The sequence below is a fragment of the Mucilaginibacter lappiensis genome (assembly GCF_900155965.1).
In the GTDB taxonomy this organism is placed as follows: Bacteria; Bacteroidota; Bacteroidia; order Sphingobacteriales; family Sphingobacteriaceae; genus Mucilaginibacter; species Mucilaginibacter lappiensis.
In genome coordinates this window covers 191,183-205,223 of record NZ_FTMG01000006.1, presented here as the reverse complement: position 1 = coordinate 205,223, position 14,041 = coordinate 191,183, and the positions used below count along the sequence as shown (strand labels likewise).

Annotated in this window: 10 protein-coding genes and 1 tRNA gene; 4 read left to right on the top strand and 7 right to left on the bottom strand. The window is 44.2% G+C overall.

The features are described from left to right. Positions 1-60 precede the first annotated feature (60 nt). Complete coding sequence (locus tag BW976_RS13795) at positions 61-2,331, top strand: Tex family protein (protein ID WP_076373883.1); 2,271 nt, start codon at positions 61-63, stop codon at positions 2,329-2,331. Positions 2,332-2,503: 172 nt separating this feature from the next. Here BW976_RS13795 and BW976_RS13790 read toward each other — a convergent pair whose 3' ends face one another. After that, the gene (locus BW976_RS13790; RefSeq protein ID WP_076373882.1) at positions 2,504-2,980 is read right to left on the bottom strand and encodes an Lrp/AsnC ligand binding domain-containing protein; all 477 of its coding nucleotides are present in this window, start codon (positions 2,978-2,980) and stop codon (positions 2,504-2,506) included. Positions 2,981-3,132: 152 nt separating this feature from the next. Between BW976_RS13790 and BW976_RS29395 the strand changes: the two genes are divergently transcribed. Both BW976_RS29395 and BW976_RS13785 read left to right on the top strand, forming a co-directional pair. Beyond that, positions 3,133-3,244 (top strand) — tRNA-Asp (locus BW976_RS29395). Positions 3,245-3,862: 618 nt separating this feature from the next. After that, the gene (locus BW976_RS13785; protein ID WP_076373881.1) at positions 3,863-7,291 is read left to right on the top strand and encodes a ThuA domain-containing protein; all 3,429 of its coding nucleotides are present in this window, start codon (positions 3,863-3,865) and stop codon (positions 7,289-7,291) included. An 85-nt stretch (positions 7,292-7,376) separates the two neighbouring features. Here the strand turns inward: BW976_RS13785 and BW976_RS13780 are convergent, their stop codons facing one another. Then, on the bottom strand, positions 7,377-7,949 hold the full coding sequence (locus BW976_RS13780; RefSeq protein WP_076374004.1) for a porin family protein: 573 nt from the start codon (positions 7,947-7,949) through the stop codon (positions 7,377-7,379). A gap of 465 nt (positions 7,950-8,414) precedes the next feature. Beyond that, entirely contained in the window at positions 8,415-9,863 is a 1,449-nt protein-coding gene (gene pdxR / locus BW976_RS13775) for a MocR-like pyridoxine biosynthesis transcription factor PdxR (RefSeq protein WP_076373880.1), read from the bottom strand. 233 nt (positions 9,864-10,096) lie between these two features. Here pdxR and BW976_RS13770 point away from each other — a divergent pair, with 233 nt between their 5' ends. Continuing rightward, positions 10,097-10,735, top strand: coding sequence for a pyridoxamine 5'-phosphate oxidase family protein (locus tag BW976_RS13770; RefSeq protein WP_076373879.1), 639 nt, complete (start codon positions 10,097-10,099; stop codon positions 10,733-10,735). A 326-nt stretch (positions 10,736-11,061) separates the two neighbouring features. Here BW976_RS13770 and BW976_RS13765 read toward each other — a convergent pair whose 3' ends face one another. The 4 genes from BW976_RS13765 to BW976_RS13750 all read right to left on the bottom strand — a co-directional run bounded on the left by BW976_RS13765 (position 11,062) and on the right by BW976_RS13750 (position 13,954). Next, positions 11,062-11,454 carry a hypothetical protein gene (locus BW976_RS13765; protein WP_084192190.1) on the bottom strand — a complete coding sequence of 131 codons (393 nt, stop codon included), beginning with the start codon at positions 11,452-11,454 and terminating at the stop codon, positions 11,062-11,064. Between the two features lie 342 nt (positions 11,455-11,796). Next, entirely contained in the window at positions 11,797-12,195 is a 399-nt protein-coding gene (locus BW976_RS13760; protein WP_076373878.1) for an HIT family protein, read from the bottom strand. Between the two features lie 94 nt (positions 12,196-12,289). Continuing rightward, entirely contained in the window at positions 12,290-12,763 is a 474-nt protein-coding gene (greA, locus tag BW976_RS13755) for a transcription elongation factor GreA (protein WP_076373877.1), read from the bottom strand. 267 nt (positions 12,764-13,030) lie between these two features. Further along, on the bottom strand, positions 13,031-13,954 hold the full coding sequence (locus tag BW976_RS13750; protein ID WP_076373876.1) for an NAD(P)-dependent oxidoreductase: 924 nt from the start codon (positions 13,952-13,954) through the stop codon (positions 13,031-13,033). Positions 13,955-14,041: the final 87 nt, after the last annotated feature.

The window sequence follows — 14,041 nt, the reverse complement described above, 5'->3', positions numbered from 1 at the left end:
TTACAAACCATTTTTGTTTTTTTACCAAAGAGTACCCAACTTCGCAGTCCAAAGTTTACTATGATATCGCATTATAAAAAAATAGCCCAGGAGCTTTCCATTGCCGAAAAGCAGGTGAGTGCCACAGTTGATTTGCTTGATGAGGGCGCTACTGTTCCGTTTATTTCCCGCTACCGTAAAGAGGTTACCGGTACGCTCGATGAGGTGCAGGTGACCGAGATCCGCGACCGTGTGCAACAACTGCGCGACCTGGATAAACGCCGTGAGGCCATCCTGAAATCGCTGACCGACATGGGCAAGTTAACACCCGAACTGGAAAAACAGATCAACGAGGCCGAAACTATGGTATCGCTCGAGGATATTTACCTTCCTTATCGCCCCAAACGCAAAACCCGTGCTACCACGGCCCGCGAAAAAGGTTTGCAACCCTTGGCCGATTTACTACTTGAACAAAACAAAGTTGACCTGGAAACCGCTGCTGAAGCTTATATAGATGCCGAGAAAGGCGTGAACAGTATAGAAGAAGCATTGGCTGGTGCTAGGGATATCATCGCCGAAACCATCAGCGAAAATGCGGAAGTGCGTACCCGTATCCGCGAACTGTTTATCGAAAAAGGAACTTTTCAATCCAAAGTGGTGGATGGTAAGGAAGTGGAAGGCATTAAATATAAAGACTATTTTGACTGGACAGAAGCTGTAAAGTCGGCACCGTCACACCGTATCCTGGCCATGCGCCGTGGCGAAAAGGAGGAGATCCTGTGGTTGGATATTAAGCCCGAAGAGGAGCAAGCGATTGCTATATTGGAAGATACTTTTGTAAAAGGCATCAATCCATCTGCCGACCAGGTAAAACAGGCCATTACCGATGGTTACAAGCGTTTGCTGAAACCATCTATGGAAACAGAAGTGCGCTTGTTTACCAAAAAGAAAGCCGATGAAGAGGCTATCCGTGTTTTTGCCGAAAATGCACGTCAGCTTTTATTGGGTGCGCCGCTGGGTCAAAAACGCGTTATGGCCATCGACCCGGGGTTCCGTACAGGTTGTAAACTGGTTTGCCTGGATGAACAGGGCAAACTGCTTGAAAATACCGCCATCTACCCGCACACTGGGGCAGGGCAGGCGCGTGAAGCCGAAAAAACTGTTCAGCATTTGTTTCAAAAATATAATATTGAAGCTATTGCCATTGGTAACGGTACCGCCGGTCGCGAAACGGAAGTGTTTGTGCGCAATCTGAATTTACCAGGCGTGGTTATTGTTATGGTGAACGAAAGCGGTGCATCCATCTACTCGGCATCTGATGTGGCGAGGGAGGAATTCCCGGATAAGGATATTACTGTAAGGGGGGCTGTATCCATAGGCCGGAGACTGATGGATCCACTGGCTGAGTTAGTAAAAATCGACCCAAAATCAATAGGCGTAGGGCAATACCAGCACGATGTGGATCAGAACAAACTGCAAACCTCACTGGATGATACCGTAATGAGCTGTGTGAACGCTGTTGGTGTGGAACTAAACACAGCTTCCAAACAGATATTGGCCTATGTATCGGGTCTTGGTCCGCAGTTGGCACAAAACATAGTGGAGTACCGCGATCAGAACGGCGCCTTTAAACGCCGCGATCAACTGAAGAAAGTTCCCCGTCTGGGCGATAAGGCTTTTGAACAAGCCGCTGGATTTTTACGCATTCACAATGCCGAAAATCCGCTGGATTCAAGTGCGGTACACCCGGAACGTTACAGCCTGCTGGAGCAAATAGCCAAAGACATGAATTGCACGGTGAAAGACTTGATAGGCAGCGCGCCATTGCGTAAAAGCATCCCGCTGCAAAAATATACCTCAGAAACGGTAGGCCTGCCTACCCTGAATGATATTATGGCCGAGCTGGCCAAACCAGGCCGCGACCCGCGTGAACAATTTGAGGCATTTAGCTTTACCGACGGTGTAAATGCGATAGGCGACCTGAAGGTAGGCATGAAACTGCCCGGTATTGTAACCAACATTACCAATTTCGGGGCTTTTGTGGATATCGGTGTTCATCAGGATGGATTAGTTCACCTGAGTCAGATTACCAACCGATATATTAAAGATCCAAACGAAGTATTAAAAGTACACCAGAAAGTGGAGGTTACGGTTACCGAGGTGGATGTGAATCGCAAGCGCATAGCTTTATCGATGAAAGAAAATGATAAAAGCGCCCCGCAAGAAAGGCGGAATGACGATAGAAGACCCGCCGGAGGTAACAATAAACCCACTTATAACAAACGGGTTGAAAAAGAACCGGAAACTGATATGGCCTTAAAGCTGGCTGCCTTAAAGAGTAAGTTTAAATAAATAATATCCAATGCAAATAGAATGTCGAACCAGATTCGGCATTCTATTTGCATTGGATGATTTTGAGTGGAGAGATCCTGAAACAAACTCAGGATGACATATTGGGGTTGAAACTTGATAATAAACCAATTTGATTTGGCTCGTTATGAAGCTTAATATATCGAGTAAAATTTTATTCCAAAGTGATCTGCCTCCTGATACTTTCTTCAAGCGAAATAAAAGTTTCGGTGCGTTGGATACCTTTAACACCCTGAATCTGTTCGTTCAAAACCTCGCGCAGGTGGGTAGTATCATGACACACAATCTTGGCGAAAATACTCCACTCGCCGGTGGTATAATGCAGCTCAACAATTTCTTTTATGGTTTTTAATTGCTTAACCGCTTCGTTGTACTGAGAGCCCTTTTCGAGGTAGATACCCAGGAACGCTGTAATATCATAACCTAATTTTTGAGGATCTACTTCCAGGCTGGCTCCTTTTATTACACCCATCTCTTCCAACTTTTTCATTCGCACGTGTATGGTTCCGCCAGAAACGATTAACTCTTTTGCTATCTCGGTGTACGGAGTGGTAGCATTCTTCATTAATATTGATAAAATCTGGATATCAAGATTATCAATTTCTAAATTTTGAGCTTTTCTGTGGGACATAAATTTGAATATCTATATTGAAATACAAGTTTAATTAAAATTTGAATAAAAATAAAATATTTTTGTTGAAATATTTGCAAGGAATTGATGGGTCTATTAAATTTGTATCAAGCAAATGACAATTGCTTTCTGTTCTTTAATCAAAAAAACAATGTTGGGTGGTGAAATTTTTGGCAGACACACCTCCTTGTCCCGGTGGCGGAGATCATAGAAAACCCGAAGCGGGCTAACTACTCTGTGGAGGTTCGAATCCTTCCCCAACAGCGATTAAGTTCTAAGTCAGAAGCCGAAAGTCTGAAGTCATCAAAAAGGCTAAGGCTTGAAACTTCGAACTGAAGACTTAATACTTTACTGTAGGATGGTGAAATTTTGGCAGACACACCTCCTTGTCGCGGTGGCGGAGAAATTGGGAAACTTTCAGTAATGAAAATAACCACTCCGTGGAGGTTCGACTCCTTCTCCTACAGCTCTTCTCATAATTTAGGTTTATAATTGGTTAGTAAAGGCCCCTGCCCATCAGGGGCTTTGCTGTTTTTAAGACTTTTTTGTAATAAGAGTCAAGACATTAGAATCAAGAATTAAGACAAAAAAGTACACCTCACTTATTTTTATTCTTGTATTTAGCATATTTCCTCTCTTGATTCCTGACACTTACGTCTTGGTCTACTTAGTTTTTGCCTTGGAAGAGCTTCTTTCTTGATTCTTGACTCTCACTTCTTGATTCTTTTTCCTGCAGGAAAAATATTATTGTGTCTTTTTAACGCATTGTTATTATTCTATGAATAATTTATGATAAATTTGATCAAATACTTATTATTGTAATCGATTGCGAAGACCCCATTCCTGATCATTAAACCCAATCAAACCAATTGTAATAGCATCATGAAAAAAATCCTACTCCTTTTGCTCACAGCTTGTTGCTGCATCACTTATCTTGCATTCAATAAAGCCGGGCGCGGTAAACCCCGTGTGCTTATATTTTCAAAAACAATGGGCTACCATCACGCCTCCATTGATGCCGGTATAGTAGCCATTCAGAAGCTGGGTAGCGAGAACGGATTTGATGTGGATACTACCAAAAATGCCGACATGTTTACCGACGATAACCTTAAAAAATACTCTACCGTTATTTTTTTAAGCACCACCGGCGATGTGCTCAATTACCGGCAGGAAGCCGCCTTTGAGCGTTATATACAAGCCGGCGGTGGTTATGTGGGTGTACACGCGGCTACTGATACCGAGTATGATTGGGGCTGGTATGGCCGTTTGGCGGGTGCCTGGTTTTATGACCATCCGGGCATTCATGATAAAAGCCCTAACGTGCAGCCGGGTGTCTTAAACGTAGTAGATAATAATAACGCAGCTACCAAGCACCTGCCCAAAGTATGGAAACATACTGATGAGTTTTACAGCTTTAAAAAAGCGCCTGCACCCGATGTACATGTATTGGTTACTATTGATGAAAGCAGCTATACCGGAGGCAAAAGAATGGGCTATCATCCTATGGTATGGTACCATGATTTTGATGGCGGGCGTGCCTTTTATACAGAGCTTGGCCATACCGATGAAACCTATAAAGATACCGACTACCTTAAAATGCTGCTTGGCGGTATAAAATATGCCATTGGCGAAAACAAAGATCTGGATTATTCAAAAGTTAAAACACAGGTGCCACCTGATGAGGACCGGTTTAAAAAAACGCAGTTAGTAACAGGTCACTTTTATGAGCCTACCGAGATGACCATTTTGCCAAACCTGGATATCCTGGTATTGCAGCGTCGCGGCGAGATCATGCTATACAACCACAGCACCCAAAAGGTAAAACAGGTAGGTGCTTTTGATGTATATTATAAAACCCTGCATACTCCGGGTGTAAATGCCGAAGAAGGGATGCTGGGCCTGGCTAAAGACCCTGATTTTACCAAAAATCACTGGATCTATATTTATTACAGTCCTGCCGATAGCTCGGTTAACCGCTTGTCGAGATTTACTTTTGAGGGAGATACGATTACCAAGAAAACCGAAAAAGTAATATTGGAAGTAAAAGCCCAGCGCGAAATTTGCTGCCATACCGGTGGTTCTATAGCTTTTGGTCCGGGTCCGGATAAAATATTGTTCTTCTCCGCAGGTGATAACTCTACGCCATTTGACGAGAAAGGACAGAAATATGTGAGCAGCGGCTATGCACCTTTAGATGACAGACCGGGTCACTACCAGTTTGATGCCCGTCGTTCGGCTGGTAATACCAATGACTTGCGGGGTAAAATTATGCGCCTCAAGATCAATGATGATGGCTCTTATGATATCCCCGCAGGGAACCTTTTCCCGAAAGGAACGCCAAAAACACGTCCTGAAATTTATGTAATGGGCGATAGGAACCCATATCGTATTACTGTCGATCAAAAGAATAGTAACCTATACTGGGGCGAAGTTGGCCCGGACGCGCACAACGATAGTTTAGAAACCCGCGGCCCAATGGGTTACGACGAGGTGAATCAGGCCCGTAAAGCCGGGAACTTTGGCTGGCCGTATTTTGTGGCCGATAATAAACCATACCATGTTTATGATTACGCTACCGGCACTTCCGGCGCAGCGTTTGATCCGCAGCATCCTATTAATGAGTCGCGCAACAATACTGGTTTAAGGGATCTGCCGCCGGCACAGCCTGCATTTATATGGTATCCGTACGGGCCTTCGGCCGATTTTCCGCAGGTAGGTACAGGCGGTCGTAATGCTATGGCCGGTCCGGTTTATTATACCGATATGTTCCCGGATTCAACACGTCTGCCCGAGTATTATAATGGTAAATTCCTTACTTACGACTGGATGCGCGGCTGGGTAAAAGCGGTTACCATGACCCCAGAAGGCGACTTTGATAAAATGGAGCCATTTTTCCCGAAACTGAAAGTAAACTCCATGATTGATATGGAAGTAGGCCCCGACGGCCGGTTATATGGTTTAGAGTATGGCAGCGGCTGGTTCAGTAAAAACCCCGATGCCGGCTTGTTCCGTATTGATTATATCAGCGGCAACAGACCGCCTTCCATAGCTTTCTTAAAGGCGAATAAAACATCGGGTAATTTACCGTTTGCTGTTAAGCTAAGCGCTAAGGCTACCGATCCCGAAGGTGATAATATTACCTACTCCTGGAACCTGGGTAATGGAGTTACTAAAGAAACAACAACTCCGGAATTAAATTACACCTACACCAAGGTGGGCAGCTATAATATTACAGTTACCGCTAAGGACATTCACGGTGCCAAAACTAAAAGCACGCCATTAAATGTATATGCCGGTAACGAAGAGCCACAGGTAACAGTAAAACTAACAGGCGGTAACAAATCTTTTTACCTTCCGGGAGTACCGGTTAAATATGCGGTTAAGGTAACCGATGGCACTAAAACTGCCAGTGTCGACCGCAGCCGTATTTTTGTGGCGGTTGATTATATCGATGATTATAAAAAGCCCATATCAGCAACACAATTAGAACAAACCACACCTGAAAACAGTGGCAAGGCCATTATGCTGAGTATGGATTGCAAAAGCTGCCATAAAGAGGTTGGTAAATCAGTAGGTCCGTCATTTACCGAGGTATCGGCTAAATATAAAAAAGACCCTAAGGCGATGAATAAACTGATCCAAAAGGTAATTAAAGGTGGCGCCGGTGTTTGGGGCGAAGTGCCTATGTCAGCACACCCAAGCATTAAGAAAGCCGATGTGGAGCAGATTATTACCTGGGTACTATCGATCAATAACCAGGGCAATAAAAAGAAATCGTTACCTGCAGCAGGCAGCATCATACCCAAACCAGGTAAACAGCCAAATGCTACCATGGTATTATCAGCCGCTTATACAGATAATGGCGGTAAAAACATCAAAGCTTTAACCGGCAGGGGTGTGGCAACGTTAAAAAGCAACAGCTACTTATTTGCCGGCACCGAAAAATCGAACGGTTTTACCGCGTTTAAATATAACGGCATCAACCTGATGATCATGCCGCAGAACGGTGGCTGGTTTGAAGTGGACGATATTGATTTAACTGGTGTTCGCTCCATAGATATGACCAACTTCTGGCAGGCACCGCCAAGCACCACTCTTGATTTTGAGGCCCGCTTAGATGCGCCCGATGGTGAACTGATAGGTAAAGGAAGCATGCCCGTACCTACAGCCGATCAAAAAGGAGGCCTTACTCACGTAGCCATCAACCCGGTAACGGATGGTAAAATGCATAAGCTGTACTTTATTTACAAGCCTGTAAAACAGGTAGCGCTGGTGGCTGGCGTAACCGGTTTGCTGTTTAATGCGAAATAAAAAATACCTGTACAAATTATAAGAACAAAAGCCCCGGCAGATTATCTGTCGGGGCTTTTAATATTCATTAAGTAAACCTTCCGCTTTACAATATCTTAAACCCTACGCTAAGTGCCCAAAGATTTTGGCGTTTGGCAAAACTGTCGCTCACCTTGGTTAAACCGCCTTCATAACGCAGATCGGCGGTGATCGATCCAATGTCGACGCCTGCGCCCACCTGGTAACCGATATTACTTTTGTTAAAATTATTAGCTGCTCCGCTGAGATTACTGCCTAAACTCACGCTGTTATCTAGTTGGTAAGTGTAAATAGGCCCACCCATTACGCGGAAGTTCAGATCTTTTTGACCAAATGATCTGCCAATTAATAAAGGTACGTTCAGGTTGGTGAACCGCACTTTGCCGTCAAACGCAGTATTGTTATCGCTCGATTCAAATTTACCGCCTGTACCGCTTAAATAAAGCTCGGGCTGTAAATACCATGCGCTGCCTATACGGGCAAATAAACCGGCCTGGTAACCTGTAAGGGTTGATTCTTTTACATTGTCGGTGCTGATTTTTGAAAAGTTGACACCCCCTTTAATGCCTAATGAAACCTGTGCTTTGGCCCCGATGCTGACCGCTATCAGTAATGCCGCACTCAATAATAATTTTTTCATAATCTTGATGTTGGTGATGCCGTGTGGTTGTTGGTTTACACACACGACTGTTTTTAAAATAAATTAGTTTATAAAACGGATTTTATAACTAAAGCGTATACCTAACTTATCGATTGACACACCAAAAGTTTGGATGTTGCTTGCCATTTCTGTTTTATGACTGGTTGTAGAGACATATTTGCAGCTCCTGGTATGCTGCCAACCTTGTTTAGAATTTTGAGCAGAGTACAAAAAATATTGTACTCCGTTAGGAGCTACCTACTTGTAGTATGTTATAAAAAAGATCCTTTGCTCCATAGAAGCAACCCACAATCTGCACGTAAAGCCTGGAAAGGGTAGCCTCTACGAGGCATAAATTGATGTACATTAATGCTATAAACAGGTAGCTCCTAACGGAGCATATATGTGTATACATTTTACAGGAGACACATATATGAGTCTCGACAAAAAATTGAGATGATTATTTTAAATATCGCCAAGCAATTTGGCCAGAATTTCAACACTCAGCGCCAATTCTTCAACGGTGGATGATGCAAAACCAAGCCGGATAGTATTTGAATCGACGCTCTCTCCATCTAGATACAGGCCCTGTTTTAAGGCACTCTGCGAAAGCTTTGTCAGATCTATGTGCTGATCAAACTGCGTCCATACGGCCAGGCCACCATCGGGAATCTTAAATTGTACATGATTGTGCAGCTGGCTGTTCATCAGATCGCAAAAAACATCCCGCCGTTGCCGGTATACACGCAATGATTTACGCAAATGACGCTGAATGATCCCGTTTTGCAAGAGCTCGGCCACCGCGTTTTCCAACAAAGTATCACCCTGACGATCAACGATGCGGCGCAGGCGGGCCAGGTGTTCAATAACATTTTCGGCCCCAACAAGATACCCAACCCGGATGGCCGGTGATATGGTTTTTGAAAACGAACCGCAGTACAATACCATACCCGCCTCATCGGCGCTGGCAAGTGGCATCAATGGTTTATTCTGGTAGTGAAAATCGTAATCATAATCGTCCTCAAAAATAATAAAGCCATGCTTTTGGGCCAATGCCAGCAGCTGCACGCGTCGGTCTGCCCGCAGGGCTACCGTGGTGGGGTAATGGTGGTGTGAGGTAACATAAACCATCCGCACCGGTTGTTGCCGGCAAAGCTGGTCGAGCTCATCTATATCCAACCCGTATTCGTCAACAGATATTTTAATCAAGTTTGCGCCTGCTTGTAAAATGTTCATTTGCGCGCCCATCCAACCCGGTTCGCCAGTTACTACGGTATCACCGGCTTGCAACAAACCGGTGCAGGCCAGGTATAGGCCCATCACCGTTCCACGTACCAGGATAATATTGGCCGGTGTAATGTGCAGGCCCCGGGTCTGGTTCAGGTAAGTGGCCAGCTCCTCGCGCAGCCAGGCCGAGCCACGGGTATCGCCATAACCCAAACGGGTATAAGGATTGCCGGTTAATAGCTGGGTACGGTATGCTCTTGACATATCAAGCACCGGTGCCAGGCGCGTATCCGGAAAGCCATCATCAAGGTGCAGGGGTGTATTTGTAAGGATCACTTTCCGGTGGAGATGTGTTGCCGTATGAATATTAAAACCGGCTACCTGAGCGGTATTGGTCAAACCGGGAGTTAGGGTCTGCGGTTTAAACGCGGGTAAATGCCTGGCTACGAAAGTGCCGCTGCCGGTTTTGCTTTCCAGCCAGCCCTGTGCCAGCAATTCATCATAGGCGCGTATCACCGTTTTACGGTGGACGCTTAATGAAAGTGCCAGCTGGCGGGTACTCGGTAGCCGGTATCCGGCAGGTAAAGTTCCCGCTTTCACCAGTCCCATTAATTGATTGCCTATCTGCAAATAAACAGGCGAGGTATCGTTTTTATCGATATGTAAAAAGGATGAAAGTACCTGCATAATAAACTGGACTATCGGTTTTATAAAAATTGGACGATTGCGATGATCCAATAAACGCATAATTTTATAAAAAAACAAAACCAAGTGTGGGGATTGTGCGAATCTCCTCTTGAGAGGGGCGGAGGGCGTGTTTATCAAGGCGGAATGAACGCGTAAACACACCCCTGCCACTACTAAACCTTACGCGCCCCCTCAAGAGGGGATTTTTAATATTAAATACATAAAACAAAATTATGGCAACTCCAAAATCGCATCTCGTTCCGAGCCGGTCGGCTAAAAGGGCCAACTATGAACCGGAAACCATCCATAGTATACTTGATGAAGCCCTTTATTGCACCATTAGCTATTCGTATGAAAATAAACCATTCTCCATTCCCACAGCTTTTGTGCGTTATGAGGATAAAATTTACATACATGGTTCGGTAGGTAGTCACTTTATCCGCGAGCTGGAAAAAGGCATCCCGGTTTGTATCACAGTAACGCTGATGGATGCCCTGGTGGTAGCCAAATCGGCTTTTAACCACTCGGTGAATTATCGCTCGGTAGTGATATTTGCGCAAGCCGAAAAAGTGGAAAGTGTGGAGGATAAAATAGAAGCCTTTAAATGGCTCACCGATAAAATTGTACCCGGCAGCTGGGATTACCTGCGGCCTATTAAAGAAAACGAAGTACGTAAAACAACGGCTTTGGCTTTCAAAATAGATGAGGCATCGGCCAAGATCCGCTCAGGTATGCCGGTTGACGACGAAGAAGATGAGGCATTGCCTATCTGGTCTGGACTGATCCCGCTGCAAAACGGACGAATGGCACCACTGCCAGATAAATTCAGTGAGCATATGCCTTTGCCAGCGCATCTTGTTGGAAGTCTTTAGTCGAAAGTTTGAAGTCCTGAGTCTATAAAGGAGAAATAGAGTGTGATTCCTTCATTGGGTGAGGGGCAGAAATAGGCAAATCAAATCTTCGCAGTAGGAGGTTAGGCTAAAGCCATCGGCTGTTGATCTATTTATCCGCCCCTTAAAAGGGACGGCAATGAATTAAAAAGGATGATAAATAGTTAATTCATTGCCGTTGGCTTCAGCCAACGGATAATTGGCTACAAAAACAAGGCTTTAGCCCAATGCTGCAGATTGTTATTAGCAGAATAGCTAAAGCCTTTGGTTTAAGTTAAACGGGACGCTCGCGGTGGCAACGGTAGATTTTATCGAATAACGTTTCCGTCAAAATCGAACTTATATTTTCTGTTTTCCCAGTCGGTAGCTAAAATGTAATCGTCAGTAATAATAAATTCAGCCTCATTGCTATCTAGCGTTACAAAAATATCTGCACCGCTCTGCTGCCAAATGATATCCCCATCTGTGCTTAAACGACTGATCTCCACTTCACCATGAACAATGTAGTCTGATTTGTATTTGAATACTTCAAAACAGGTAGCAAAATCTCCTTTTGTTTTCCACTGTAACAATAAGGTTGGTATAGCCATGCAAAATACACTGTCAGAGCAACAGATCACCAATTTTTCAGGTTCAACGATCATTCCGGTTGCATGAATTGCCGTACCTCCGCCGGATGCACCAATAAGTGCACTATTCAAAAGTGAGCCCTCCTTATAAATCTTTATTCCAAAAGCTGATGTAGATTGATAACCCTCTTCATTAACATAAACGGCGTTATACTCATGAACATTAGCTGTTGAGTCGGGCTGAAAATCAGGATCAGGAAAAATGTCAATTTGAAATTCGCCTGCTGTCAGTGAGTTTATCTTTGATAATTTCAGGTTTTCGAGAGATTAGCGCAGGGTAGATTAAATTTGATTATAAAAGTTTGTCATCCTGAGCGGAGCGAAGGATCTATTAGCTGACTTGTATCTTGTAGATCAGATTCTTCGCTTCGCTCAGAATGACAAATGTTTTTATCTGCACATCTATACAGTAACTCAGTCCCGCAACGCGGCCTTGATCTTTTCTTTGGTAGCGCTCAATTCTTCGGGAGTAAAGCTTAATTTGGGACGGGCAAAATTCATGTCGTCAACCCGGTTCATGGGTATCAGGTGGATGTGGGCATGGGGCACTTCTAAACCAATCACCGCCACGCCAACTTTTTTACAGGGGATAGCCTTTTTGAGCCCTGTTGCCACAATTTTCGCGAAAATATGTAGCCCGGTATAGGTTTCGTCGTCCAGGTCAAATATATAGTCAACCTCTTTTTTGGGTATTACCAGCACATGCCCTTCGGCCAGCGGACTAATATCCAGAAAAGCCAAAAACTCATTACTTTCAGCTACTACATGCGCAGGGATTTCTCCCGCTATTATTTTTGAAAAAATGCTCATGATTGATGAGTGGTTTATTAAGTTGATTAAGTGGGCGGTTGATTGGTTTAAGGGCTTTTAAAACTTAAAAAACCACTCACCTAATCAACCATTCACCTTACCTATTGATCTCCAGTATCTCAAATTCAATTACGCCGGCAGGTACGGTGATCTCTGTTGTTTCACCAACCTTTTTACCCAGCAAGCCTTTAGCAATAGGCGATGTTACCGATATTTTACCGGCTTTCATATCAGCTTCGCTTTCAGCTACCAGCTGGTAGCTCATGGTAGTGCCGTTTTTAAGATTTTTGATCTTTACGATAGATAATGCCAATACTTTTGATACATCCAGTTTCGACTCATCAAGCAATCGGGCGTTAGCCAGGGTTTCCTGCATCTGCGCTATTTTAGCTTCGTGCAAACCCTGTGCTTCTTTTGCGGCATCGTATTCCGCGTTCTCAGAAAGGTCACCTTTATCTCGTGCCTCGGCTATAGCTTTTGATATATCCGAGCGTCCGGTTGTTTTTAATCGTTGTAATTCTTCCTTTAATTTCTCTAAACCATCTTTGGTAAAGTATGATACCTCTGCCATAACATTAAATTATTAAATGTGTATTCTGTTGGTCATCCAAAAAAAACCGCCCCCCTTGTTTTAAGAAGGACGCAATGACTCTAAAAACAAACAAGACTACATGGGCCCGAGCCTACATAGTCTTGCTTTTGTATTTAACGAAGATAAGTTATTTAAATTTTAATATCCAAATTTATTTGATGTGCAGATGTGCAGATTTTAAATGTGCAGATGATTAATAATGCTCTTTCTCATCTGCATATTTGCACATTTAAAATCTACACATTATTATACCGCAGCCAATTTCTCTGCCATTACCTCGCTTATTTTGCGGTACGAGTCAAATGTCCAGCCGGCAACGTGGGGGCTCAGTAGCACCCGGCCGCTTTGGCGCAATTCATCAAACCATACCTGCTCGGCCAGGGCCGGGAATTTTTCTACTTCCAGCACATCTAAGCCAGCACCCAGTATTTTGCCCTGCTTAATAGCGTTCAGTACGGCACTCACTTTAGCGGTTTTACCGCGCGAGGTATTGATAAAAAATATAGGCTTTTTAAAGTGGAAAAGATATTCATCATCCACCAGTCCGTTTGTTTCGGGCGTAAGCGGTATATGCAGACTCAATACATCGCTATGTTTCACGATATCCTCCATGCTTACTTCGCGGGCGTAGCGATCGCTAAAGCCGGTTTTGTATTTATCATAAGCAATTACCTCTACCTGGAAACCAGATAGTTTACGGGCGAAGCTATGCCCCATGTGCCCATAACCAATAATACCAACGGTTTTACCTTTGAGTTCAAATCCGCGATTGGCTTCGCGTTGCCAGCTGCCGCCGCGTATCTCGGCATCGCCTTTATTTAAATTATTCATCAACGATAGCAGCAAACCAATGGCATGTTCGCCAACAGCATCGGAGTTGCCTTCAGGCGCGTTGATTAGGCTGATACCTTTTTCGGCAGCGTAAGCCTCGTCAATATTATCCATACCGGCGCCGGCGCGCGCCACAAAACGCAGGTTGGTTCCCATATTTATCACTTGTTTATCAACCCTGAATTTGGAGCGGATCACCAAGCCGGCATAGTCGCCAATGATCTGCAAAGCCTCATCGGCTTTGATCAGTGGTTTGTAATCGCACTGGTAACCTTTGGTGGTGGCCATCTCCATAAATATGGGGTGCACATCGTCAACAATAAGAATGTTATTTTTCAATTTCGCAATATTAGGAAAGGGCAAATCTACAAAACCTCCTATTATTAGCCATTAGCTATTTATTGTATCCTTGATTTTTACAGTTTG